The organism is Sulfitobacter noctilucae, assembly GCF_000622365.1.
GTDB lineage: Bacteria > Pseudomonadota > Alphaproteobacteria > Rhodobacterales > Rhodobacteraceae > Sulfitobacter > Sulfitobacter noctilucae.
In genome coordinates this window covers 120,586-144,980 of sequence record NZ_JASC01000002.1, presented here as the reverse complement: position 1 = coordinate 144,980, position 24,395 = coordinate 120,586, and the positions used below count along the sequence as shown (strand labels likewise).

Annotated in this window: 19 protein-coding genes and 2 riboswitches; of the genes, 8 read left to right on the top strand and 11 right to left on the bottom strand. The window is 60.1% G+C overall.

Annotated features, from left to right (window positions below):
* Positions 1-15: 15 nt before the first annotated feature.
* Complete coding sequence (locus Z945_RS0101865) at positions 16-1,584, bottom strand: 2-isopropylmalate synthase (protein ID WP_025050423.1); 1,569 nt, start codon at positions 1,582-1,584, stop codon at positions 16-18.
* Positions 1,585-1,873: 289 nt separating this feature from the next.
* On the opposite strand from Z945_RS0101865, the gene Z945_RS0101860 reads away from it, so the two are divergent.
* The gene (locus Z945_RS0101860; protein ID WP_025050422.1) at positions 1,874-2,539 is read left to right on the top strand and encodes an SDR family NAD(P)-dependent oxidoreductase; all 666 of its coding nucleotides are present in this window, start codon (positions 1,874-1,876) and stop codon (positions 2,537-2,539) included.
* A complete protein-coding gene (locus tag Z945_RS0101855) occupies positions 2,536-4,062 on the top strand; it encodes a cryptochrome/photolyase family protein (RefSeq protein ID WP_025050421.1) in 1,527 nt (508 codons plus the stop codon). The genes Z945_RS0101860 and Z945_RS0101855 overlap by 4 nt, the downstream gene beginning before the upstream one ends.
* A gap of 34 nt (positions 4,063-4,096) precedes the next feature.
* Here the strand turns inward: Z945_RS0101855 and Z945_RS0101850 are convergent, their stop codons facing one another.
* The 5 genes from Z945_RS0101850 to Z945_RS0101825 all read right to left on the bottom strand — a co-directional run bounded on the left by Z945_RS0101850 (position 4,097) and on the right by Z945_RS0101825 (position 9,173).
* Positions 4,097-5,233, bottom strand: a complete 1,137-nt coding sequence (locus Z945_RS0101850) for an aromatic ring-hydroxylating oxygenase subunit alpha (protein WP_025050420.1) — start codon at positions 5,231-5,233, stop codon at positions 4,097-4,099.
* A gap of 188 nt (positions 5,234-5,421) precedes the next feature.
* Positions 5,422-5,838, bottom strand: coding sequence for an acyl-CoA thioesterase (locus Z945_RS0101840; protein WP_025050419.1), 417 nt, complete (start codon positions 5,836-5,838; stop codon positions 5,422-5,424).
* Between the two features lie 125 nt (positions 5,839-5,963).
* A complete protein-coding gene (locus Z945_RS0101835) occupies positions 5,964-6,764 on the bottom strand; it encodes a CE1 family esterase (protein WP_025050418.1) in 801 nt (266 codons plus the stop codon).
* A gap of 76 nt (positions 6,765-6,840) precedes the next feature.
* Positions 6,841-7,359, bottom strand: a complete 519-nt coding sequence (locus Z945_RS0101830; RefSeq protein ID WP_025050417.1) for a hypothetical protein — start codon at positions 7,357-7,359, stop codon at positions 6,841-6,843.
* 155 nt (positions 7,360-7,514) lie between these two features.
* Positions 7,515-9,173, bottom strand: a complete 1,659-nt coding sequence (locus Z945_RS0101825) for an NAD+ synthase (RefSeq protein ID WP_025050416.1) — start codon at positions 9,171-9,173, stop codon at positions 7,515-7,517.
* 267 nt (positions 9,174-9,440) lie between these two features.
* Between Z945_RS0101825 and Z945_RS0101820 the strand changes: the two genes are divergently transcribed.
* Entirely contained in the window at positions 9,441-10,829 is a 1,389-nt protein-coding gene (locus Z945_RS0101820) for an MORN repeat-containing protein (protein ID WP_025050415.1), read from the top strand.
* A gap of 123 nt (positions 10,830-10,952) precedes the next feature.
* Here Z945_RS0101820 and Z945_RS0101815 read toward each other — a convergent pair whose 3' ends face one another.
* The gene (locus Z945_RS0101815; RefSeq protein ID WP_025050414.1) at positions 10,953-11,879 is read right to left on the bottom strand and encodes an MBL fold metallo-hydrolase; all 927 of its coding nucleotides are present in this window, start codon (positions 11,877-11,879) and stop codon (positions 10,953-10,955) included.
* A 234-nt stretch (positions 11,880-12,113) separates the two neighbouring features.
* Here Z945_RS0101815 and gltX point away from each other — a divergent pair, with 234 nt between their 5' ends.
* Together gltX and Z945_RS0101805 are read left to right on the top strand one after the other, a co-directional pair.
* Positions 12,114-13,445, top strand: a complete 1,332-nt coding sequence (gene gltX, locus Z945_RS0101810; protein ID WP_025050413.1) for a glutamate--tRNA ligase — start codon at positions 12,114-12,116, stop codon at positions 13,443-13,445.
* A 110-nt stretch (positions 13,446-13,555) separates the two neighbouring features.
* Entirely contained in the window at positions 13,556-14,950 is a 1,395-nt protein-coding gene (locus Z945_RS0101805) for an MATE family efflux transporter (RefSeq protein ID WP_025050412.1), read from the top strand.
* Here the strand turns inward: Z945_RS0101805 and Z945_RS0101800 are convergent.
* Positions 14,930-15,484 (bottom strand): gamma-glutamylcyclotransferase family protein, encoded by a 555-nt coding sequence (locus tag Z945_RS0101800; RefSeq protein ID WP_025050411.1) that lies wholly within the window; start codon positions 15,482-15,484, stop codon positions 14,930-14,932. The two genes, Z945_RS0101805 and Z945_RS0101800, sit on opposite strands and share 21 nt — an antisense overlap.
* A gap of 93 nt (positions 15,485-15,577) precedes the next feature.
* A riboswitch (glycine riboswitch) is annotated at positions 15,578-15,666 on the top strand.
* Positions 15,667-15,745: riboswitch (glycine riboswitch) on the top strand.
* 68 nt (positions 15,746-15,813) lie between these two features.
* Between Z945_RS0101800 and gcvT the strand changes: the two genes are divergently transcribed.
* The 3 genes from gcvT to gcvP all read left to right on the top strand — a co-directional run bounded on the left by gcvT (position 15,814) and on the right by gcvP (position 20,227).
* Positions 15,814-16,938 (top strand): glycine cleavage system aminomethyltransferase GcvT, encoded by a 1,125-nt coding sequence (gcvT, locus tag Z945_RS0101795; RefSeq protein ID WP_025050410.1) that lies wholly within the window; start codon positions 15,814-15,816, stop codon positions 16,936-16,938.
* A 19-nt stretch (positions 16,939-16,957) separates the two neighbouring features.
* Complete coding sequence (gene gcvH / locus Z945_RS0101790) at positions 16,958-17,317, top strand: glycine cleavage system protein GcvH (RefSeq protein ID WP_025050409.1); 360 nt, start codon at positions 16,958-16,960, stop codon at positions 17,315-17,317.
* Between the two features lie 63 nt (positions 17,318-17,380).
* Positions 17,381-20,227 carry an aminomethyl-transferring glycine dehydrogenase gene (gcvP, locus tag Z945_RS0101785; RefSeq protein WP_025050408.1) on the top strand — a complete coding sequence of 949 codons (2,847 nt, stop codon included), beginning with the start codon at positions 17,381-17,383 and terminating at the stop codon, positions 20,225-20,227.
* Positions 20,228-20,274: 47 nt separating this feature from the next.
* On the opposite strand, the gene Z945_RS0101780 is transcribed toward gcvP, so the two are convergent.
* From Z945_RS0101780 to Z945_RS0101770, 3 genes are read right to left on the bottom strand one after another with little or no spacing between them, the layout of a single operon-like run.
* Complete coding sequence (locus tag Z945_RS0101780; RefSeq protein ID WP_025050407.1) at positions 20,275-21,168, bottom strand: inositol monophosphatase family protein; 894 nt, start codon at positions 21,166-21,168, stop codon at positions 20,275-20,277.
* 17 nt (positions 21,169-21,185) lie between these two features.
* Positions 21,186-23,702, bottom strand: a complete 2,517-nt coding sequence (locus Z945_RS0101775) for an ABC transporter permease (RefSeq protein ID WP_025050406.1) — start codon at positions 23,700-23,702, stop codon at positions 21,186-21,188.
* The gene (locus Z945_RS0101770; protein WP_025050405.1) at positions 23,699-24,367 is read right to left on the bottom strand and encodes an ABC transporter ATP-binding protein; all 669 of its coding nucleotides are present in this window, start codon (positions 24,365-24,367) and stop codon (positions 23,699-23,701) included. The genes Z945_RS0101775 and Z945_RS0101770 overlap by 4 nt, the downstream gene beginning before the upstream one ends.
* Between the last annotated feature and the right edge of the window lie 28 nt (positions 24,368-24,395).

Below are 24,395 nucleotides of genomic sequence, written 5' to 3'. Positions count from 1 at the left end.
CACCCCTCTCTGTTTTTAGCTTACGTCTTTGTAGCTGACTTCGCGCTTGTCGGTGCCGCCCTTCTCGCGGCGCACCAGCAGGCGGTTCAGGGCGTGGATATAGGCGCGGGTGGAGGAGACGACCGTGTCGGTGTCTGCCGCTTGTCCGGTAACGATACGCCCGTCTTCTTCCATGCGCACCGATACTGTCGCCTGCGCATCTGTACCTTCGGTGACCGCATGCACCTGATAGAGCTGCAAGCGGGCGGTGTGGGGCACGATTGCCTTGACGCAGTTGAACGCCGCATCGACGGGGCCGTCGCCGGTTTGTTCTGTGGTCTGTTCGGCGCCATCGACAGTCAGCGTCATCCTGGCCTGATTTGGCCCTTCGGTGCCGCAGACCACATGCATTGAAACCAGACGAACGCGGTCTTCCTCCGGGTCCGTGGTGGTGCGCATCAGTGCAATCAGGTCGTCTTCGTAGATTTCCTTTTTGCGGTCGGCCAGCTCCTTGAACCGCACAAAGACATCCTTGAGCTGGTTGTCCCCTAACTCGAACCCGAGGTCTTCGAGTTTCGAGCGCAGCGCGGCGCGGCCGGAGTGTTTGCCCATGACGATGTTTGTCTCGGACAGGCCCACGTCTTCGGGGCGCATGATCTCGAAGGTCTCGGCGTTTTTCAGCATACCGTCCTGATGGATACCGCTTTCATGCGCAAAGGCGTTTTTGCCGACGATGGCCTTGTTGGGTTGCACCGGGAAGCCCGATACTGTCGAGACACGGCGCGAGATGTTCATGATCTTGGTTGCGTCGATGCCCGTTTGATAGGGCATGATGTCGTTGCGCACGCGCAGGGCCATCACGACTTCTTCCAATGCCGTGTTGCCCGCGCGTTCGCCCAATCCGTTGATGGTACATTCGATCTGACGTGCCCCGGCTTCGACCGCCGCCAAAGAGTTCGCCGTCGCCATGCCCAGATCGTTGTGGCAATGGGTGGCAAAGATGATCTCATCCGCGCCCGGCACATTTTCCAGCAGCTTGCGGATCAAATCCGCACTTTCGCGCGGGGCGGTATAGCCCACCGTATCGGGGATGTTGATCGTGGTCGCCCCCGCTTTGATGGCGATCTCGACCACGCGGTAAAGGTAATCAAGCTCTGTGCGCGTGGCGTCCATCGGGGACCATTGCACGTTGTCACACAGATTACGCGCGTGGCTAACGGTCTGGTCGATCCGCTCGGCCATTTCATCCATCGTGAGGTTGGGAATGGCGCGGTGCAGGGGCGAGGTGCCGATAAAGGTGTGAATGCGCGGCTGTGCGGCATGTTTCACCGCTTCCCAACAGCGATCAATGTCGCCCAGTTGTGCCCGAGACAACCCGCAGATCACGGAGTTCTTGCTGTTCTTGGCGATCTCGCTGACGGCGGCAAAATCCCCCTCGGACGCGATGGGAAAACCGGCTTCGATAATATCAACGCCCATTTCGTCGAGCAGTCCGGCAATTTCCAGCTTTTCGGCGTGGGTCATGGTGGCGCCGGGGCTTTGTTCGCCATCGCGCAGTGTCGTGTCAAAGATCAAGACGCGGTCTTGTGTGGTTGTATCGGTCATGTTGAGGCTCTTTCGTTTCTGCTTGGTAATCCGTGGCGCGGTGATCTGCCCTCTGAGCGGACGCGCCGGGATGGCACGCTCAGAGGCGGATTAGCAGCAGCAGGGATGCACGCAGAGGGGCCGCAGAAATCAGCGGCAAAGCAGTGATATGGGCAGTGCGTGTCATGGCGACATTTATAGGCAAGTGATTTGAAATGGGAAGAGGAAGTTTGCGCTTTGTCGTGCTCGCGCTTTCGGGTTGCGATTCTTTTGCGTTGAAGCGGCGGCGCGGCCCGCTAGGTCGCATGAGATGAAAAAGACATTGATCATAGGTGCCTCTGGCGGGATCGGGTCGGCATTGGCCGATGCCTGTGCTGCCAAGGGCGAGACCGTAACCCGCCTGTCGCGCAGTGCAGACGGGTTTGACATTACCGATGCGGACAGTGTGGCCCGGCATCTGGGTCAGCTTGAAGGCCCATTTGACAGGATCGTCATTGCCACGGGCGCGCTTGAGATAGACGGGGCGGAACCGGAGAAAACCATCAAGGCGATCGAGGCGCAGGCGATGATGGATCAATTCGCGCTGAACACCATCGGTCCGGCGTTGGTGCTGTCGCATGCGCATGATCTTTTGCCCCGCGACGGGCGCGGCGTGCTTGCGGTTTTGTCGGCGCGGGTGGGGTCCATCGGGGATAACAAGATCGGGGGCTGGATCAGCTATCGCAGCGCCAAGGCGGCGGTCAATCAGGTGGTGCATACCGCCGCGATTGAACTGGCGCGGACGCACAAGAAGTCGGTTTGCGTGGCGCTGCATCCTGGTACGGTAGCCACGCCTTTCACCGAGAAGTATTTGGGCCGCCATCCGGCAGTGGCGCCCGAAGAGGCCGCAGAGAATTTGCTGCGGGTGATGGATGGGCTAACCACAGAAGACACCGGCCAGTTCTTTGACTGGGCAGGCAAGGCGGTGCAGTGGTGACTCGTCTTGTTCTGGTGTTGGGCGACCAGCTGTCACATAATTTGTCCGCGCTGCAAAAGGCGGACAAGGACGGTGATGTCGTTGTCATGGCTGAGGTGTTGGAAGAGGCGGAGTATGTGCCGCATCACCCCAAAAAGATCGCGCTGATCTTTGCCGCGATGCGCAAGTTTGCGCAGGAGTTGCGCGAGGACGGTTGGGATGTACGCTATACCAAACTGACCGATAACGAGAACGCGGGTTCTATTGTAGGTGAGCTGTTGCGCCGCGCCGAGGAGACGGGAGCGGCAGGCGTCATCTGCACCGAGCCGGGCGAATGGCGGCTGATCGACAAGCTGAAATACGCGCCGGTCAAGACGCATATCCTGAACGATGATCGCTTTATCGCGTCGCATAAGGAGTTCGAGGATTGGGCCGAGGGGCGCAAGGCGCTGCGGATGGAATATTTCTACCGCGAAATGCGACGCAAGACCGACCTATTGATGGAGGGCGACGATCCGGCGGGCGGTAAATGGAACTACGATCACGAGAACCGCAAGCCGGTAAAGGGTGAGGTGACGCTGGACGGGCCGCTGAATTTCGAGGCGGACGAAACCGTGGAGGAGGTCCTTGAGATGGTCGAGGCGCGGTTCGGAGATAATTTCGGGTCCGTGCGGCCCTTTCCCTTTGCCACGACACGCGAGCAGGCGCTGGAGGCACTCGAATATTTCGTCAGAAACGCGCTGCCGAATTTCGGGGATTTTCAGGACGCAATGCTGGAGGGAGAGGCGTTTCTCTATCACGCGGTGCTGTCGCCCTATATGAATATCGGCTTGCTGGACCCCCTTGAGGTGTGCCGCGCGGTAGAGCAGGCGTGGAAAGACGGCGATGTGCCGATCAACGCCGCCGAAGGGTTCATCCGCCAGATCATCGGCTGGCGCGAGTATATTCGGGGCATCTATTTTCTGGAGGGACCGGATTATTCCGAGCGCAATGTGCTTAAGCACGACCGCGATTTGCCCGGGTTCTACTGGGGTGCTGAGACCAAGATGAACTGTATCTCACAGACCATCGACCAGACCGAAAAGCACGCCTACGCCCACCACATCCAGCGGCTGATGATCACGGGCAACTTTGCCCTGCTCGCAGGAATGAACCCGCAGCAGGTGCATGAATGGTACATGTCGGTTTATACGGATGCGTTTGAATGGGTGATGACGGCCAATACCATCGGGATGACGCAGTTCGCAGATGGAGGGATCGTGGCTTCGAAACCCTATGTGTCCTCAGGGGCTTACATCAACCGCATGTCGGATTACTGCAAGGGTTGCCAGTACAAGGTCAGCGTGAAGACCGGCGAGGGGGCCTGCCCGTTCAACCTGCTGTACTGGCATTTTCTGGATCGCCACCGCGAGAGGTTTTCGAACAATGCGCGGATGGGTAATATGTACCGGACATGGGACCGCATGGATGAAGATCGCCGGGAGACCGTGTTGAAAGACGCGGAGGCGTGGTTGGAAAAGCTGGACGCGGGCGAGGTGGTTTAGACCGCACGCGCAACGGCATGGAGGACCGAGGGGATCAGCCCCGCTTGTCCACTTCCCCTTGTACGCGGGCATTGATGTACTGCGCGAAATCGTAGTTGGGCCGTTCCAGATGCGACAGGTGCCCCGGCGCTGCCGCCTGTGACCGCAGCCCGCGATAGACCTTTTCCGTGCATCCCCGGTCTTCGACGTTCACGTCATCCAACAACGCCTTCAGCCGCTCGAAATTGGCCTGAGCGTCTTCGTCACCTGCGTAGTCGTCAGACATGCCGCCGCCAAAACCGATCCGGACCTGACCGACGCCCTGTGGGTGCAACGACAGATACCAGAAGTAGCCCGGCGTCAGCGTGATCAGCAGGCTGGGATAGATCGCGAGGAGAAAGGTCGTGCGCCGCCGCTCGCCTTCCATGCGCGTGTTGCTGGGGTGGGCCATCGCGATACGGAGTGAATCGTCCTTCAGGATCGTGTGGTAGTTGAAGGTTTCTTCACCGGGCGGGCATATCATTTCGTCCAGTTTGGACAGACCGCCGATGGTGCCTGCATGGCAGACCGGCAGGTGATAGCTTTCCATGAAATTCTCGGCCAGCACCTTCCAGTTCGTGTCCCAGACGTGGGTCTCAAAGAAGGTTTCGGTGTAGTTGGTCATGTCATAATCGCTGACCATATCTTCGACCTTGGCCAGTTGCTGCGCCACGGGCGGGATGTCGGGGTTCAGGGTGACAAAGACCCAGCCGAGCCATTCCTCACACCGGATCGTGGGCAGGCTGTAGTCCGATTTGCAGAAGCCCTTGTTCTGATCCATTGCGGGCGCGCCGCGCAGGGATCCGTCCAGATTGTAGGTCCAGGCGTGATAGGGACAGACGATGCTACGGGTGTTGCCGCGCCCTTCGAGCAAGGTGGACATGCGGTGGCGGCAGACGTTCGACATGGCGCGCAAGGCACCGTCCTTGTCGCGCAAAACGATGATCGGCTGGTCGGCAAGGTCAAGGCTGATGTAATCCCCCGGTTTGGCCAATGCGTCGGCGCGTCCGGCGCAGAACCAGTCTTGGGCGAAAATCGCAGAGATCTCGCGGGCCAGAAACGCCTCGGAGGTATAGACCGATGGCGGCATCGCCCGCGCCTGTTCAAACGGCAGTGCCACATTCTCCAAAAGCTCGTCGGCTGCGTCTTTCATCGGCTGTCCTCTCGCAGTGATCGGGCGTTAGGCAAAGATCACGGGCGGGTGCCGCCACCTGTGCCTGCGTCAAATTTGGCCGCCGTCACAGACACAATTTGCAGGAGATCAGCGGCAGTTAAAGAAATCGCTTTCGTAGCCCTCATTAGCCTGATCCTTATCAGCGGAGGTCATGGGATTAAGCAGGCTCAGTCCTGGACCAGCCACGCATCCAGCGTCTTTTTCACTGCGTCGGGCCAGGGCACGGAGGTGTGCTTGTCCAGATCAGACGCCGCCAAAACCTGTGTGCTGCTCCATCGTTTTTCGCCTTCACAGCTGATCTCGTGTTTGAGGGTGACAGAGGACCGGCCCACGCGGACAACCTGTAAATCAAAAGTCAGCGTCTGGCCAAACAGGGACGGGACAGAGAAATCGCAGCTCAGATGGACCGTGGGCGTGCCCCAGCGTTCCTTCCAGATGATTTCATGCCAAGGATACCCCAGATGTGCCCAAAACTCTTCGTTCACGCCATTCAGGATATCCAGATAGGCGGGGAAATATGCGGTGCCGGAGATATCGCAATCGCCAAAGCGTAATTCGCGGGTGGTTGTGAAAGTCTTGGTCATGAACAAAGCTCTGGTTGCTGGTCGGGTCCGCATGTGTAGCGGATATGGCCCGCTTTGGGTAGAGGGGCGGAGGTTGCCGGGCATCTGTGCTGAAACGGCGTTTGTCAGCAGGCGGCGCTGGGTGATCAGAACTGGTTCACGCTCCGAAGCGTGTCGATAGCATAGCCAAGGTACTCTGTGCGAAACGAATGACCTCCCTCGAAAAGACAAAAGTGCAGAACGTCGCTTTGTGGATTGGTCTGCACATCGCAGGTCAGCGGGCCAGTTGTTTCGGTGGTTGGCGGGCCGAACTCCCCAAAAGCTGCGTACATCGCAAGGGCCTGGTCCACCTCTCCCTGTCTGGTCCTGCCAATCGCGCGTCCTTTCAGCGGCACAGTTGTGTCCGCGTCTCCATGGATGTGCACAATGCTCGACACAGGCGTTTTGCATATGTCGGGAGGTCTCAGCCAGAATGTGCCGGAAACCGGGATGAAGCCCGCGAATTTTCCGGGGTGAGAGCAGGCAAGGTTCCAGACCATCATACCGCCCGCAGAAAAACCGGCGGCGATGATCCGGTCCGGGTCGATGGCGTGCCGTGCGGTGGCATCTGCAATCACCGCGTCGAAATAGGCGAACTCGGCTGATCCGTCGCTGTCAAAGGTGCGGGGCCCGTAAGGCAGGTTCCACGATCCATTCACGCCTTGAGCGGCGATCAGGGCAAAACCCGCGTCAGATAGCATTTTGCGCAGGGAGCCGTTGCGCATGACGCCCGCGGCGGACCCGCGATAACCGTGAGACCAGATCAAGGCGGGTGCGGGTGTCGTGCCGTCATGGCCGTCGGGCATGACAATCCGGTAGATCCGGTCGCCGACAGGACAATCCGTATCAGGCCCGCAGGCCACCACGGGCGAGGCCGCCAAGAGGAAGAGGGCAAGGAGAAAACGCATACCCGATCTTTGGCGCTTCAGCAGGGCAGGCTCAAGTCACGTGATCGTGCGTTTGGTGGTTTCTAGCCGTTGGCATTCATCGCGTGGCCGCCTGTTGGTGCAGGCGCTTTGCCTGCGCGGCGAGACCCTCGGCAGTTGCATCGCGCAACAGCGCTTCGGAGATTATGATGTGCAGGCCGCTGTGGCGACCGTTTGCCCAGCACACGAAACGCCGCCAAGGGGTTTGATGGTCGCGGAATGCGACGGCGTCGAGCAAGCCAAAGCCAAGGAACCTGCGCCCTTTCGCATCAGTAATTGTGTCGATCTTTTCGATTTCGTGCCAAGTTGCCGGGTCTGCGTAAAAGCCCGAAATGCCATGCGCGTCCATCCGCAAAGCTGCAGGCTTTTTGAACGCGATGCCAATATTAAGACAGGCGAGACCCGCGAAAACCGCGCCGACGAGAGTGGAGAGAAACCCCGCCCATGTCAGGCCGTTCGCGTGAAAAACGAATAGCCAGAAACAGATCATCAGCCAGATTGCGGCCACGAGGCCTGTGCAAACGCCAATTGCCATGGCCCGTCGCGGGCGGATTTGGACAATGATGGTGTCAGTCATAAGCCTTTTGACGCCCGGCTGCCGGTTCAGGTAGCGGAACGGGTGCCACAGGAATGTGCCGTGGTTTTGGCGCGAACTGTACTAAACAGGGGCAACGCGGCATCATGCGCACTGCGGTATCCAGCGTCTGTCCTCGCAAGGACAGACAGTCAGGCTTAGCTTGGATCCCGCCAGCGGTTCACGATGGGGTAGCGGCGATCAAGCCAGAAGGCCCCTTTGGTCAGACGCGGACCGGGGGCGGACTGGAAGCGTTTGTACTCGGAGATATAGATCAGGTGCTCGACCTTCTTTGCCGTGGCGCGGTCAAAGCCTGCTGCCACGCAATCCTCGATCGAGCCGTCCTGATCGACCAAAATCTCGAGCATCGCGTCAAGATCAGGATAGTCGGGCAGGCTGTCGCTGTCCTTTTGATCCTCGCGCAGCTCGGCAGTCGGCGGTTTGGTGATGATGTTTTCAGGTATCACCGCGCCCGCTGGTCCCATCATCCAATCCCGGTGATTGGTATTGCGCCAGCGGCAGGTTTCAAACACGCGGGTTTTGTACATGTCTTTGATGGGGTTATAGCCGCCCGCCATGTCGCCATAGATCGTCGCATATCCCACCGCGACTTCGGATTTGTTGCCCGTGGTCAGCAGCATCTCACCGAACTTATTCGAGAGCGCCATCAGCAAAAGCCCCCGCAGGCGCGACTGGATGTTTTCTTCGGTCAGGTCCGCATCGCGGTCGGCGAACAGGGGGGCCAAAGTATTGGTGATCGCCTGGCGGCCTTCCTTGATCGGGACATAGTCGTAATGACACCCGAGGTTCCTGGCGATTTCTTCGGCATCATCCAGCGAGGCTTGCGAGGTATATTCGGACGGCAGCATCACACAGCGCACGTTTTCCGCACCCAGCGCATCAACGGCGATGGTGGCGACAATGGCACTGTCGATCCCGCCAGACAGGCCCAGCAGCACTTTCTTGAAACCGGTCTTGCCCATGTAGTCACGCAGACCCTGTACCATGACGCGATAATCGGCCTCATAGTCATCGGGGAATATGGCGACCTCGCCCTCGGTCACGCGCCAGCCGTCGGGTGTGCGTTCCAGATCAATGCTCACTGTGGCCGCATCGAACGCAGGCAGTTTCAGCGCCAGCTTCCCACCGGGGTTCAGTGCAAAGGATGCACCGTCGAACACCTGATCATCCTGACCGCCGACCATGTTGAGGTAGATCAGGGGCAGGCCTGTCTCGACGACCCGCGCGACCATCATGTTCATGCGGGTTTCCATCTTGCCCCGGTAGTAGGGCGAACCATTGGGCACGAGCAGGAATTCGGCACCGGTTTCGGCCAGTGTCTCGGCAACATCGGGATGCCAGGCGTCCTCGCAGATCGGGCTGCCGATGCGGGTGTTGCCCACGGCATAGGGACCGCCCAAAGGACCGCTGTCAAAGATACGCACCTCGTCAAAGACCGTTTCGTTCGGCAGCTCATGTTTCAGGGTGCGGCTGGCAATTTTGCCGTTCTTTAGGATCAGATAGGCGTTGAACAGCTGCGCCCCTTCGGCCCAGGGCGCACCGATCGCCAGCGCGGGGCCATCCGCACATTCTGCGGCCAATGCTTCGATATGGGTCATCACATCAAGCTGGAAGGCGCGTTTCATCACCAGATCCTGCGCGTTGTAGCCGGCGATGAACATCTCGGGCAGGGCAACCAGATCAGCGCCATCGGCCTTGCCTTGCTCCCAGGCCTGTAGCGCGAGGGCGGCATTGCCTGCCAGATCGCCGACGGTCGGGTTCAACTGGCCCAAAGTAATGCGGAAACGGTCTGCCATGTTGTGCGGCCCTTATGCGGTTTGTCCCGCAGGGATGTAGCAGATCAGACCTGAGGGGAAAGGGTATTTGCTGAATTGCCGCAAGCGGGCACGTAAATCAGGCTTCTGATGTAGAAGTAGGTACTGCACGAAACGTCTCTAGTCAGCGCGATTTCACACAGATCAGCGCAGCAAAGCCAACGGTTTGAAAAGACATTGCCCCCTTTGAACCCATTGCATAGGCTACAGGCCAACGGCCCTGCCGCCTGTTTTCAAGAGGTTCGCCCCATGCCATTTCGCGCTCTACTTTTGTGTCTGACCCTGCTGCCCCTGCCTTTGGCGGCGCAAAACGGTGACGTGCTGACCAAGCAATATGACGATGGCGGTGTCTATGAGGGCACCTTCAAGGATGGGCTTCAGGACGGGCAGGGCACTTATAAGCTGCCCAATGGCTATGAGTATTCCGGCCAATGGGTCGCGGGTGAAATCAAGGGCGAAGGCGTTGCACGTTTTCCTAATGGGTCCGTCTATGAGGGCAATTTTGAGCGCGGGAAACCCGATGGCTTTGGCAAGATCACATTTGCCGATGGCGGCACCTATGAGGGTGAATGGCAGGCGGGCGCGATCACCGGACAGGGCATTGCGCTTTATGCCAACGGGGTCCGCTATGAAGGCACCTTTCGCAATGCGCAGCATGACGGCAAGGGTGTGATGCAAAGCCCGGGTGGCTATGAATACAAAGGCGATTGGGTCGATGGTGTGAAACAGGGTGTCGGCACGATCACCTATCCTGACGGTGCCGTGTACGAAGGCGAGATCATGGCGGGTGAACGCGCGGGCAGCGGTACGCTGACCATGCCGGACGGGCTGATCTATGTGGGCGAATGGACCGGCGGCCAGATCGACGGCAGCGGTACGCTGACCCAGCCCAATGGCGATGTCTATGAGGGCCAGCTTGTGGCCGGGCGCCGCGAGGGCAAAGGCCGTGTGGTCTATGAAAACGGTGATGTCTACGAGGGTGATTTCAAGGACGACCGTCGCGATGGGCAGGGCACGTTCACCGGCACCGATGGCTATGTTTACACCGGGTCCTGGGTTGGCGGACAGATCGAGGGCGAGGGTCAGGTGACCTATCCCGATGGATCAATCTATGCTGGTAATTTCCGCGATGATCTGGCCGATGGCACGGGCAAGATCACCTACCCCGATGGATCAACCTATGAAGGGGACTGGAAAGCGGGCGTGATCGAGGGCAAGGGCCGCGCTACCTATCCCAATGGCATCGTTTACGAAGGCGATTTCGTGAATGCCCGCAACGACGGCCAAGGGGTGATGACCTATGCCGACGGCTATCGCTACGAGGGTGCCTGGAAAGATGGCCAGCGCGAGGGCATGGGCACAGCGACTTATCCTGATGGCACGGTCTATGCCGGGGAATTCCGCGGCGGCCTGCGCCACGGTGCCGGAACCATCACCATGGCGTCCGGTTTCAAGTATGAAGGTGCTTGGGCGGACGGCGAGATCGAGGGCGAGGGCACAGCGACCTATGCCAATGGTGACGTCTATGAAGGGAGCTTCGTGGCGGGCAAGCGGCAGGGTGTCGGCACGATGAAATATGCCACCGGCGAGGAAGCCAGCGGAGACTGGGAAAATGGAGCGCTGCAAGAGGGTGGCTGAGCCGAGTAGGTGCAGTCAGAGCTGAAAATCGCTAAGTCCAGCGCACGAAATTCATAAAGGCTGTAGTCACAGTAAAGCCGAGCAAAAAGTTTCGCCCGGCTTTCGTTCGATGTCGGCGTCGATTTACAGCAGCAGCTGGTAGGTATGCGGCACATAGGCGAAATTCTCGCCCGCTTTTTCGACGTAGCCAAAAGCAGGCCATGGCATGTGATAACCTACAAACGGCGTGCCGTCGGCGGCCAGCATGTCCAGCATGCGGCGTCGGGTCTTTGCTGCGGTTTCCTTGTCCATGTCGAATGAGACTTCCCAATCGGGATGCGCCAGTGACCAGACGTAGTGATTGGCGAAATCCGCGCCCAACACCAGCTGACTGCCATCGCTTTCAATCATATAGGCCATGTGACCCGGCGTATGTCCAAAGGCCGCCATCGCCGTGATGCCGGAGGCGACGCTGCCGCCATCCTCAAGGAATGTCATCTGTTCGGCCAGTGGTTTGACCTTGGTATTGAACCCTTCGTTGTCCATTTTGGACCATGCGTCGAATTCTACCTGACCGGTCACATAACGCGCGTTGGGAAAGGTTGGCGCATCACCCGCCATCAGACCGCCGATGTGGTCGCCGTGCATATGCGTCAGCACAACGATGTCGATCTGGTCGGGTGCGTATCCCGCAGCCTCAAGCGCAGCGGTGGTGCCTTCGGCGTTCAGGCCTGTATCGAACAAAACGAGCTCGGCCCCAGTGTTGATCACAGTAGGCGTAAAGAAAAATTGCGCTTGATCGGTCGGCAGCTTCGCCGCAGCGGAGACATCGGCGAACGTTTCGTCATCGACGTTCAGACCAAAGATCGTATGCGGATCGGGCCGGGCGGCGGTGCCAGCAAGGATCGTGGTCACATCGAAACCGCCAAGGGTCACGCGTTGGAAGGGTGACATGCCCATTCCCGCCATCGGCGCGGAAGCGCGGGCGGTGCCTGCAAGGCCTGCGGCAAGTGGCAATGCGGCGGCGCCGGCAAGTGCGGCGCGGCGGGAGAGATTTGGTCCGGTTGTCATTTGTTTTCCTTCCATGTTGATCCTGAAAGGGAAGTAGCGCAACAATCCTCGACGCCAAGGCAGGCAGGCTGTGCAAACAGGCAGATGCCTTGTGCGGGGCGGTTTTAGGGTTAATGGTTTGGTATGTGCTGCGGGATATTTTCAACGTCCCGACATATGTATCTCGGGACGGGCCGTTACTGGACATTGTCAGTGCCTTATGACAGGTCCACAGCACCACGAGGAGTTGACCACATGTCCCAGACAATCACACGTTTTGCCCCTTCCCCCACCGGATATATCCATGTGGGCAATTTGCGCACGGCGCTGATGAACTACCTGATAGCCCGTAAGGCTGGCGGCACCTTTATTCTGCGGATTGACGATACCGATCCCGAAAGGTCCAAGGAAGAATACGTCGACGGCATCAAGCAAGACCTGACGTGGCTGGGCCTGCATTGGGACCGGGTCGAGCGGCAGTCGGAGCGGCTGGACCGTTATCACGCGGCGGCGGATGAGCTGCGCGAAAAGGGGCGCTTCTATGAAGCCTTCGAGACGCCAACCGAGCTTGACCTCAAGCGCAAGAAGCAGCTGAACATGGGCAAACCGCCGGTCTATGACCGTGCGGCGCTAAATCTGTCTGATGCAGAGAAGGACGCCCTGCGCGCAGAGCGCGGCGCGGGGGTCTGGCGGTTCAAACTGGATCAGCAGCGGATCGAATGGTCCGACGGCATCCTGGGCGATATCTCGATTGATGCGGCTTCTGTGTCGGACCCTGTGTTGATCCGGGGCGACGGGCAAATTCTGTATACGCTGGCCTCGGTGGTGGACGATACCGACATGGGCGTGACCCATGTTGTGCGCGGCTCTGATCATGTGACGAATACCGCGACGCAGATCCAGATCATGCAGGCGCTGGAGCATGACCACCCGTCCTTTGCGCATCATTCACTGCTGACAGGTCCGCAGGGCGAGGCGCTGTCGAAGCGCTTGGGTGTGCTGGCGCTGCGCGATTTGCGCGAGCAGGGGATCGAACCGTTCGCGCTTCTCAGCCTGATGGCGCGGCTGGGCTCTTCGGATACGGTCGACCTGCGCACGGATATGGCCGAGCTGATCGACGGGTTCGACATCGACAGTTTTGGCGCGGCACCGACAAAGTTCGACGTGAAAGACCTGTTTCCGCTCACGGGCCGCTATCTGCAAACGCGGTCACTGGAGGATGTGCAACCACAGATCAATGATCTGGGTGTGCCTGCCGATCAGGCCGCCCAATTCTGGTCGGTGACGCGGGAAAACATCGAGACGCTGCACGATCTTGGCCCTTGGTGGGCGATGTTCCGCGACGGTGCAGAGCCGGTGATTGATGCCGAGGACAAAGAGTTCGTCGCCCAAGCGATGGCGATGCTGCCCGAGATGCCATTTGACGAAAACACATGGGGCACATGGACCGCATCGGTTAAAGAAGCAACTGGGCGCAAGGGGCGCGGCTTGTTCCGGCCTTTGCGTCTGGCGCTGACGGGTCAGGAACACGGACCCGAGATGGCCGCCGTGATGCCGCTTTTGCAAGTTGTGAAGGCGCGCGGGTGAAGCGCGGATGGCAGTCCCGCAGCAGGTGTAGTGGCGGGTATTTGTAAAAGGGTGAAGCAGGGGGTTGGCGCGGGCTGGCCCCCTTTGCGTTTGTGGTGGGGGGGAAGCAGATGGCTGAAGCGAAATTTCTGAGAGGCAATCTGTTCGGCCATGTGACAGTGATGTCGCTGACTGCGTCGATCGGCTTGATGGCGGTATTTATCGTCGATTTCGTGGACATGATCTTCATCTCGATGTTGGGCAAGGCGGAGTTGGCCGCGGCCATTGGCTATGCGGGCGCGATCTTGTTTTTTACAGCGTCCTTCGGCATCGGGCTGGGCATCGCGGCGGGCGCCCTGGTGGCGCGGGCTCTGGGCGCGGATGACGCAGAGCTGGCGCGAGAGCGGACCACCCATGCGCTGGCGTACGGCTTTGTCATTGCCGTTTGCTTGTCGACGATTGTGTGGCTGTCGCTGTCCGGGCTGGTAGCGCTTCTGGGTGCGACCGGAGAAACGGCCTCGTTGGCGGTGCATTTCTTGCAGATCATTGTGCCGTCGATGCCTTTTTTGATTGTCGGCATGATGGGCAGCGCAGTGTTGCGTGCCCATGGTGATGCGCGGCGGGCGATGATGGCGACCATCGCGGGCGGCGTTGTGAATGCGGTGCTGGACCCGATCTTGATCTTCGGTCTGGATTTGGAGCTGACTGGTGCGGCTATCTCCTCCGTTGCGGCGCGGTTGGTGATTTGCGGTATGGCGCTTTGGCCGCTGATCACGGTGTATCAAGGGGTGGCGCGGCCCCGTCTGACCGGCATGCTGCGTGATCTGGGCCCGATCCTGGCCATTGCGATACCAACTATTCTTGCGCAGGTCGCGACGCCTGTCGGGCAGGCCTTTGTCACCCGTGCAATGGCGGGCTATGGCGAAGAGGCGGTGGCGGGAATGGCCATTGTCGGACGGCTTATACCCGTAGCATTTGGCGTGGTTTTCGCGCTGTCGGGGGCGGTGGGGCCGATCATCGGGCAGAATTTCGGGGCCGGTGATATGGACCGCGTGAGACGCAGTTTCAACGCGGGCATTCTGTTCGTGGGGTTGGTGATTATATCGGTCTCTGCTGTGCTGTTTCTGGCGCGGGGGGCGATTGCCGATCTCTTTAGCGCACAGGGTTTGACGCGCGAGTTGATCTATCTGTTCTGCGGACCGCTGTCGCTGGCGTTCTTCTTTCCCGGTGTGCTGTTCGTGGCCAATGCAGCGTTCAACAATCTGGGCAAGCCGTTCTATTCGACCTTCACAAACTGGGGGCGCAATGCAGTGGCCTTGATCCCTCTGGTCATGATCGGATCCTGGCTTGGCGGCGCGCAGGGTGTGCTGATCGGGCAATCTTTGGCGGGTGCTGTCTTTGGGACAGTGGCATGGGTGCTGGCATTACGCGTCATCGACCGCGCAAGTGGCTCCGACATTGTGCCGCGTCAGGAAATATTCGGGCGCGAAGGACGCTTGATGACCCTATTCCACGCGCGCCGATAACCGGGCGAGGTGATGATCGACCAGCGCTGTTTCATCGGGGCTGAGCACCTGATGGCGGGGATATTGGGGCGCGACGCGGTCATTTATGATGGGGGTGTCCCAGCCATCTGTTGTGTCGAAAAACCCCTGCACGCCAGCTTCGCCAAATTCGCGCAGAAAGCCCTGAACAACCACATCGAGATAGCTGAGGATGATGGAGTTGCGGCTGATCGCACCCTGTTCGGTCACGGGCACGGCGTAATGCGCAATCGGAGGCGTCGGCACCAGCGGATGGATCACCGCGTCGCCGGAATTCAACCGCGCATAGCCGGTTTCGCGCGCGTCGAGTGCGGACCAGTCATCCCCGGGTACAGCGGCAATCAGGCCATGTATCGTTGTGTCAGGGTCGGGGTTCACACTGAGGAAGACGCGATCAAAGGGGGCAGAACGGACCCAAGCCCGCCGCCAGCCGCGCAATTGCGCCGGATGCGTGTCGGGGTAGGCATGGGTGCTGCGGTTCACGAGGCTGCCGTAGCCGAAAAAGTAGGGTGTCATAGGATCTGCCAATATTTTGTGCGCGACACAAAGCACGAGAGCGCATGAGGTACAAGTCTGCTTGACCAAGCGGCACGACCCGCTCTAGATAACTTACAGATCACGGGAGAATCGGCGTAGCAGCCGATGCCGAAGGAGCAACCGCCCCGGAAACTCTCAGGCACAGGGACCGCGATCTGACGACACGACACTCTGGAGAGTGATGCCGCGTGCATCCGCCGAAGGGATAACGATCTCAGGCGTCAGGACAGAGGGGGCATCAGGAACCGCAGGGGGCGGTTTCATGGTGCCGTTTGTCGCGTGACATCCGGTTTGGGGGGAAGACCGCGATGGATGATCTTTTACAGACGCCACTTTACGAAACACATCTGCGGATTGGGGCCAGAATGGTGCCCTTTGCGGGCTATTCCATGCCGGTTCAATATCCCATGGGCGTGATGAAAGAGCACCTGCATTGCCGCGCGGCGGCAGGGCTGTTTGATGTGAGCCATATGGGGCAGGTCATCTTGTCGGGCGCATCCTGGGAGGCTGTTGCAACAGCGTTCGAGCGGCTGGTGCCGATGGATGTGCTTGGGCTGGAAGACGGGCGGCAGCGCTATGGATTTTTCACCAATGATACAGGCGGGATCGAGGATGATCTGATGTTTGCCCGGCGCGGCGACGATTTGTTTGTTGTCGTCAACGCGGCCTGTAAGGCAGCAGATGTGGCACGGTTGCGTGCCGTCTTGGAGCCTGAGGTGACGGTGACAGAGCTGACCGACAGGGCGTTGATCGCCGTACAGGGACCAAGCGCCGAAGCAGTGCTTGCAGGGCTGGACCCGACCGCGGCCGGGATGCGGTTCATGGATGTGCGTGATCTGACCTTGGGCGGAGCGGCCGTTTGGGCCTCGCGTTCAGGCTATACGGGCGAAGACGGATTCGAGATTTCGGTCGCAAATGATGAGGCTGAGGGTTTGGTCGAAACCTTGCTGGCACTGGATGCGGTCGAGCCGATTGGCCTTGGGGCCCGCGATTCACTGCGGCTGGAGGCGGGGCTGTGCCTTTACGGACATGACATTGACGCCAGCACCACACCGGTCGAGGGTGCGTTGAATTGGGCCATTCAGAAGGTACGCCGTGCCGGTGGTGATCGGGCGGGGGGTTTTCCGGGGGCGGAGGTGATCCTTGCTCAACTAAGTGACGGTGCGTCGCGTAAACGGGTTGGCTTGCTGCCCGAAGGGCGTGCGCCGATGCGCGAGGGTGTCGCACTTTTTGACGCGGCCGAGGACGGTAGTCAGGTCGGGCAGATCACATCTGGCGGCTTTGGCCCCAGCGTGGGGGCGCCGGTGGCGATGGGCTATGTTGACAGCGACCACAGTGCCATTGGCACGACGCTCTGGGGCGAGGTCCGGGGCAAGAGATTGCCTTTGAGCGTTGCAAAGCTGCCCTTTGTCGCGGCAAACTTCAAAAGATAATCAAACGGGGAAACCAAAGATGAAATTTACCGAAGAACACGAATGGCTGCGCGACGAAGACGGCGAAATGGTAGTGGGCATCACCATCCATGCGGCTGAACAATTGGGCGATGTGGTGTTTGTGGAACTGCCCGAAGAGGGCACGACTGTCAGCAAGGATGACGAGGTTGTCGTGATTGAAAGCGTCAAGGCGGCGTCGGATATTCTGGCCCCGGTCGATGGCGAGATCACGGAAGTGAATAGCGCGCTGGCCGAGAACCCCGGTATGGTGAACGATGATCCGCAGGGCGAGGCATGGTTCTTCAAGATGAAGGTCAGCGATCCGTCGCAGATGGACGAATTCATGACCGAAGCCGCCTATCTCAAGTTCATCGGATAGGACCAAAGCCCCGCCTGCACCGCTGGCGGGGACCTTTCCAATTCACAACAGCAAGAGTGTATCATGACCTTCAAGCCAACCGAATATCTGCCGTATGACTTTGCCAACCGCCGTCATATCGGGCCATCGCCTGCGGAAATGTCGGATATGCTGAAGGTTGTGGAGGCCAAATCGCTGGCTGATCTGATGGACGACACGCTGCCCAAGGGCATTCGGATGGACGGTACGCTCGAGTTTGGCCGCGCCATGAGTGAGCGTGAGGTGCTGGAGCACATGCGCGTGGTTGCTGGCAAGAACAAGGTGCTGACCAGCCTCATCGGGCAGGGCTATCACGGGACGGTCACGCCGCCCGCGATCCAGCGGAACATTCTCGAAAACCCGGCGTGGTACACGGCCTATACGCCTTATCAGCCCGAGATTTCGCAAGGGCGACTAGAGGCTTTGCTGAACTTTCAAACGATGGTGTCCGATCTGACGGGTCTGGAAGTGGCCAACGCATCCTTGCTGGACGAAGCGACCGCCTGCGCCGAGGCGATGACGATGGCGCAGCGGGTGTCTAAATCAAAGATGACGGCATTCTTCGTGGACCAGGATTGCCATCCGCAAAACGTCGCGGTGATGAAGACACGGGCCGCGCCGCTGGGGATCGAAGTGATTGTTGGCGATCCCAAGGATATGGACGCCGCTGCGGTCTTTGGTGCGATCTTTCAGTATCCGGGCACCTATGGCCATGTGCGTGACTTTACGGACCCGATTGCGGCGTTGCATGAACACAAGGGCATCGGGATTATCACGGCGGACCCGATGGCGCTGACGCTGCTTAAGGAACCGGGCGAGATGGGGGCCGATATTGCCGTGGGCAGCACCCAGCGGTTCGGTGTGCCCGAAGGATACGGGGGGCCGCATGCGGCCTATATGGCCTGCAAAGATGCCTATAAACGGTCCATGCCCGGCCGGATTGTTGGCGTGTCGATTGATGCGCATGGCAACCGCGCCTACCGCCTGTCGCTACAGACCCGCGAGCAACACATCCGCCGCGAAAAGGCCACCAGCAACGTCTGCACCGCGCAGGCTTTGCTGGCTGTGATGGCGTCAATGTACGCTGTGTTCCACGGGCCCGAAGGGCTGAAGGCCATCGCACAGCGCATTCACCGCAAAACAGCGCGACTGGTCGAAGGGTTGAAAACGGCGGGCTTTGATGTGCGTCCGGCCACATATTTTGACACAATTACGGTCGAGGTCGGCCCCTTGCAGGCGGCGGTCATGCAGCGGGCGGTGGACGAGGGGATCAACCTGCGCAAGGTCGGCGACACCCGCGTAGGTATCACGCTCGACGAACGCTCCAAACCGGCCACCATCGAAGCGGTCTGGCGTGCATTTGGCATCGACCGTGCGGACAAGGATTACACGCCGCACTACCACATGCCCGAAAAACTGGTGCGGACGACAAAATACCTGACCCACCCGATTTTCCACATGAACCGCGCCGAGACCGAGATGATGCGCTATATGCGCCGTCTGGCGGACCGTGATCTGGCGCTGGACCGGGCGATGATCCCGCTGGGGTCTTGCACGATGAAGCTGAATTCGGCGGCGGAAATGATGCCGGTGAGCTGGCGCGAGTTTTCGCAAATCCATCCCTTTGTGCCGAAGGATCAGGCGGCGGGATATACTCAGATGATCGACGATCTGTCGGCCAAACTGTGCGATATCACCGGCTATGACGCGATTTCGATGCAACCCAATTCGGGCGCGCAGGGCGAATACGCTGGCTTGCTGAGCATCGCGGGCTACCACCGCGCAAATGGAGAGGATCATCGCAATATCTGTCTGATCCCGATGTCGGCGCATGGTACGAACCCGGCGTCCGCGCAGATGGTCGGCTGGAAAGTGGTTGTGGTCAAAACGGCAGACAATGGCGACATTGATCTGGACGATTTCCGCACCAAGGCCGAAGCGGCGGGCGATAACCTTGCTGGTTGCATGATCACCTATCCTTCGACCCATGGCGTGTTCGAGGAAACCGTGACCGAAGTGACCAAGATCACCCACGACCACGGCGGTCAGGTCTATATCGACGGGGCCAATATGAACGCGATGGTCGGTCTTAGCCGTCCGGGCGATCTGGGCGGTGATGTCAGCCACCTGAATTTGCACAAGACGTTCTGCATTCCACATGGCGGCGGCGGTCCCGGCATGGGGCCGATTGGCGTCAAGGAACACCTGATCCCGCATTTGCCGGGCGATCCGAACGCGGGCGGTAATGCGGTATCGGCAGCACCTTACGGTTCGCCATCATTGTTGCCGATTTCGTGGTCCTACTGCCTGATGATGGGGGGCGAAGGACTGACGCAGGCCACACGTGTCGCAATCCTGAACGCCAACTACATCGCCAAGCGGTTAGGGAGCGCCTACAAGGTGCTTTACAAAGGGCCGACAGGGCGCATTGCCCATGAATGTGTCCTGGATGTGCGCCCCTTTGAGGAGAGCGCGGGCGTCACGGTTGAAGACATCGCCAAGCGGTTGGTCGATTGCGGGTTTCACGCCCCGACAATGTCCTGGCCCGTTTCCGGCACCTTGATGGTGGAACCGACAGAGAGCGAGACCAAAGCAGAGTTGGACCGGTTCTGTGACGCGATGCTCGCCATCCGCGACGAGATCACGGCGATTGAGACAGGCGACATGCCGCGCGAGAACAACCCGCTGAAAAACGCGCCGCACACGGTCGAGGATCTGGTGCTGGAATGGGGCGAGCGGCCCTATAGCCGCGAGCAGGGATGCTTCCCGCCCGGTGCCTACCGGATTGACAAATACTGGCCTCCGGTGAACCGCGTGGACAACGTGCATGGGGATCGCAACCTGATCTGCACCTGCCCGCCGTTGGAGGAATATCTGGACGCGGCGGAGTAAAACGGCGGTTTGGAAGGGGGTGGAGGGAAACGCCACCCTTTGCCATGTCAACTGGCGGCTGCAATTCCACCTGTCGTGTCATTCAGCAGGAAATCGAACACCTTTTTCAACCGGTTCCACGTTGTGCGGTCCGGCGCGATCAGCAGATGACCGCTGTGGCGCGCTGCCGTATATGACCCGCCATCCAGCATCTCCACATGGCACCCGGCTCGTTCACAGATCAACGCACCGGCGGCGTGGTCCCAAGGGTTCAACGCGGCGGTTAGCAGGAAATCGGAATGGCCCTGCGCGATCATCCGGTACTCATGTGCCGAACAGCGCGGGGTGTCCGTTGTCTTGAAGGTCGGAAGGCAGGCGGCAACCCTGTGCTGAACGGCATCCGCGAAGCTGTGAAGCGGTACGTGACCGGACAACGCTTCGAGCGGTTTGCCCATGCTGGCCTTGAGCGGCGTTTGGTTGCCATTCGCGCGTTCCAGACGCGGAGAAGATATATCATCCGAGATGGCCCAATCGTCCGCGACGGGATCGTAGATCATGCCGAAGACAGGCTTGCCGAATTGGGTGGCGGCCAGGATGATGCCGAAAACCGCGATGTTGTGCGCGAAATTCCAGGTTCCATCGATGGGGTCAATGATGAGCGCCAGAGGCGCTTCCGCGATCTGGTTGAGCAGTTCCGGCTTGTCCGAGACAGCTTCTTCCCCCACCACAAGTGCGGTGGGAAAGGCAATGTTCAGGGCGCGGGTGATCATCGCCTCGACGGCGGTATCTGCGGCGGTCACAAGATCGTCGGGGCGTGATTTGCTTTGGATGTCGGCGCTGGACAGGCCGCGAAAACGGGGCATTACTTCGGCCTTGGCAGCACGGCGGACGATGTTGACGATGTGCTGCTGCTGGGCGGCGCTGACCGGGCTGGGCAGGGTGGCGGGCAAATTATCGGTCATGGCGGCAGTTCCTTTGGCTATTCGCGGGCGCGCAGCACCTGAGCGGGGCGGGCATTGAGGGATTTACTGGCAAAACCCAGCCCTGCCAAGACGGTCGCGGCGACCCCGCCCAAAATGATCATGATGGCCGAAGACCAGATCACCGTGAAATCGGTTTCCATGACGAACGTGCTGACTGCCCAACCGCCGACGATTCCCGCCAAAAGGGCCACGGCACCGGCGAACAGCCCCAGCAAAACGGCCCGTAGCACAAAGCTGATGGCGATCTGGCAGCGCGAGGCACCCAGCGTCTTCAGCACGGCGGCCTCGAAGGTTCGTGCATCTGCACCTGCGGCGGCGGCACCGATCAGGACGATGAAACCGGTCAACAGGGTTGCCAAAGCGCCGTAGGATGTGGCGGCAGCCAATCCGGCCAGCACGTCCGAGACACGTTCAATGGCATCGCGGACCCGGATGGCGGTGATGTTGGGATAGGCGCTGGCTAGATCACGGAGGATCGCTGCCTCTGCTTCTTCCTCGGCATAGACGGTGGAAATATAGGTATGCGGCGCGCCTTCGAGGGCGGAAGGGTTCATGGTAAGGATGAACCCGATCCCGGCGGTCGAAAAATCAACCTCGCGGAACGAAGTGATGGTGCCAGTGATGTCGCGGCCCAGCACGTTCAGGGTGAGTGTGTCGCCCAGCGACAGGCCCATTTCCTCGGCCTCTTCAGCGGCAAAGCTGATCAGGGGTGGGCCGGTATAATCCTCGGGCCACCATTCGCCTGCAGTGATGCGGGTCTCTGCATCCGGGCGGGCGGCATAGGTAACGCCCCGATCACCACGCACCACCCAATGATCACCCGCAACCTCATCAGCAGGTTGGCCGTTGATCTGCGTGACCACGCCGCGCAGCATCGGGGCGCTGTCGATCCGGCTGACGGCAGGATCGTTTTCCAGCCGCTCGGTATAGCCGGGCATCTGGTCCTTCTGGATGTCCACAAAGAAATACGATGGTGCCACATCGGGCAGATTGCCCGAGATTGCGTTGCGCAGGTTGCCGTCGATCTGCCCAACGGCGGCCAGCACGGAAAGCCCGAGGCCCAAGGACAGCACAACCGCGCCTGCGCCTTCACCGCTGCCGGAAATTGCGGCCAGCGCCCAGCGCATTCGGGGATGCCCCCGCGCGGTGCGCGCCAAGGGACGGGCAAGGGCACGGATCATAGCAGCGGCGAGTGCGAGGATCGCCAAGGCACCCGCGATGCCGCCCAGGGTCCAAAGCGTCAGCCACCAAGATCCGTTGAACCAACCCGCAAGAGCCACCAAGGCACCTGCCAACAGAACTGTCACCACCAGATATTTTGTGCCGGGCAAGCGTTTCGCACCGGACCACGCATCGCGGAACAGGGTCGCAGCCCGTACGTCTTCGCTGCGGGCAAGGGGCCAGAGGGTGAAGGCAAGCGCCGTGAGCATGCCGTAGATCGCCGCCTCGAACAGGGGGGCGGGAAAGATGGAGAAGGATGTAGGCAAGGGCAGGCGAGCCGCGATGATGGGGGACAGCAACAAGGGCACCAATGCGCCGAGGAGCAGGCCGATGGTGACGCCCAGCAGGGACAATGCGCCGATCTGGATAAAGTAGGTTTGAAAGATAGTTGCCCGGTCCGCACCAAGCGCGCGCAGGGTGGCGATGACCTCGGTCTTGCCGTTCAGATAGGACCGCACCGCAGCAGATACACCAACGCCGCCCACGGCAAGGCCGGACAGGCCGACCAGTACCAGAAAGGCGCTTAGACGATTAACAAATTGTGCAACGCCGGGTGCGCCGTTGCGGGCATCCGTCCAGCGCATCCCGCTGTTGGTAAAGGCATCGCGGGCCTCTTGCCCAAGCGCATCGAGGTCGGTTTGCGGCGGCAGATCCAGCCGGTATTTGCTGTTGAACAACGTGCCCGGCCCCAACAGGCCTGATTCATCCAGAGCATGGCTGCGCACCAGCGTTCGTGGTCCCAGTGCAAAGCCGCTGGCGGCGGAATCCGGTTCGCGCAGGATGAGCGCGGTCAGCGTAAATTCCTTGGTGCCCAGTTTGAAGCGGTCGCCGGGCATAAGGCCCAACCTGTCCGACAGCGCCCGTTCCATCACAGCACCGGGGGTGCCGTCCGTTTCGCCCAGCGCCTGATCCAGCGTCATATCGGGCGACAAGGACATTTGCCCGACCAGCGGGTAAAGGTCATCGACCCCTTTGATTTGGGTCAGCGCACGGTCATCCCCGACCACGGCCATCGAACGGAATTCGACAATCTCGGACACACGGGGGGCGCGGTCCTGCATCCATGCGCGCTCCTCTTCGGTGGCGAAGCGGTAAGTGAAATCAAGCTCCGCAGCGCCGCCCAGCAAGGCCGCACCTTCGCGCTCCAACCCCGCCTCGATGGCGGCGCGGACTGAACCGACAGCGGCGATCGCAGCGACACCCAGCGCAAGGCAGGCCAGAAAAAGGCGAAAGCCGCGCAGACCGCCGCGCATTTCGCGGCGGGCAAAACGGGCAGCGAGTTTGAGGCTCATACCAGCTTGCCATCCGCGAGAGAGACGGAACGGTCACAACGCTCCGCCAATTTGGGGTCATGGGTCACCAGTACCAGAGTAGAGCCATGGGCATCGCGTAGTAAAAACAGCAGGTCCATGATTGCCTGCCCGTTCACGGAATCGAGGTTGCCGGTGGGTTCGTCCGCCAAGAGGATCGCAGGTTCAGGGGCCAGAGCGCGGGCGAGCGCGACCCGTTGTTGTTCGCCGCCCGACATCTGCGCTGGGTAATGACCGGTGCGGTGGCCCAGACCGACGGTGCCTAGGGCAGCTTCGGCCTTGTCGAAGGCATCGGCGTCGCCTGCAAGCTCAAGCGGGGTGGCGACGTTTTCCAGCGCTGTCATTGTCGGGATCAGGTGAAAGGACTGGAACACGATGCCCATGCGGCCCCGACGGAAACGCGACAGACCGTCTTCTGAAAGCGTAGTCAGGTTCTCGCCCAAGGCCATGACGGTGCCGCCCGTGGCCATTTCGAGCCCGCCCATCACCATCAGGAGGGATGATTTGCCCGAACCGGAGGGTCCGGTAAGGGCAATCGTTTCGCCGGCTTGCACATCCAATGATATGCCGCGCAAGATATCGACGGGTCCGGCATTGCCCTTGAGCGAAAGCACTACATCTGAAAGGTGAAAGATCGGATCAGACATTGGTGCGCCTTGTTTTGGGGTTCCTTTG

Excerpts from the sequence above, each read along its gene's own strand:
- gcvH (WP_025050409.1), top strand. The coding sequence starts at position 16,958 with ATGAAATTTACCGAAGAACACGAATGGCTGCGCGACGAAGACGGCGAA.
- Z945_RS0101840 (WP_025050419.1), bottom strand. The coding sequence starts at position 5,838 with ATGACCAAGACTTTCACAACCACCCGCGAATTACGCTTTGGCGATTGC.
- Z945_RS0101775 (WP_025050406.1), bottom strand. The coding sequence starts at position 23,702 with ATGAGCCTCAAACTCGCTGCCCGTTTTGCCCGCCGCGAAATGCGCGGC.
- Z945_RS0101835 (WP_025050418.1), bottom strand. The coding sequence starts at position 6,764 with ATGCGTTTTCTCCTTGCCCTCTTCCTCTTGGCGGCCTCGCCCGTGGTG.
- gcvT (WP_025050410.1), top strand. The coding sequence starts at position 15,814 with ATGGATGATCTTTTACAGACGCCACTTTACGAAACACATCTGCGGATT.
- Z945_RS0101780 (WP_025050407.1), bottom strand. The coding sequence starts at position 21,168 with ATGACCGATAATTTGCCCGCCACCCTGCCCAGCCCGGTCAGCGCCGCC.
- Z945_RS0101860 (WP_025050422.1), top strand. The coding sequence starts at position 1,874 with ATGAAAAAGACATTGATCATAGGTGCCTCTGGCGGGATCGGGTCGGCA.
- Z945_RS0101830 (WP_025050417.1), bottom strand. The coding sequence starts at position 7,359 with ATGACTGACACCATCATTGTCCAAATCCGCCCGCGACGGGCCATGGCA.
- Z945_RS0101865 (WP_025050423.1), bottom strand. The coding sequence starts at position 1,584 with ATGACCGATACAACCACACAAGACCGCGTCTTGATCTTTGACACGACA.
- Z945_RS0101770 (WP_025050405.1), bottom strand. The coding sequence starts at position 24,367 with ATGTCTGATCCGATCTTTCACCTTTCAGATGTAGTGCTTTCGCTCAAG.
- Z945_RS0101800 (WP_025050411.1), bottom strand. The coding sequence starts at position 15,484 with ATGACACCCTACTTTTTCGGCTACGGCAGCCTCGTGAACCGCAGCACC.
- gltX (WP_025050413.1), top strand. The coding sequence starts at position 12,114 with ATGTCCCAGACAATCACACGTTTTGCCCCTTCCCCCACCGGATATATC.
- Z945_RS0101820 (WP_025050415.1), top strand. The coding sequence starts at position 9,441 with ATGCCATTTCGCGCTCTACTTTTGTGTCTGACCCTGCTGCCCCTGCCT.
- gcvP (WP_025050408.1), top strand. The coding sequence starts at position 17,381 with ATGACCTTCAAGCCAACCGAATATCTGCCGTATGACTTTGCCAACCGC.
- Z945_RS0101805 (WP_025050412.1), top strand. The coding sequence starts at position 13,556 with ATGGCTGAAGCGAAATTTCTGAGAGGCAATCTGTTCGGCCATGTGACA.
- Z945_RS0101815 (WP_025050414.1), bottom strand. The coding sequence starts at position 11,879 with ATGACAACCGGACCAAATCTCTCCCGCCGCGCCGCACTTGCCGGCGCC.
- Z945_RS0101850 (WP_025050420.1), bottom strand. The coding sequence starts at position 5,233 with ATGAAAGACGCAGCCGACGAGCTTTTGGAGAATGTGGCACTGCCGTTT.
- Z945_RS0101825 (WP_025050416.1), bottom strand. The coding sequence starts at position 9,173 with ATGGCAGACCGTTTCCGCATTACTTTGGGCCAGTTGAACCCGACCGTC.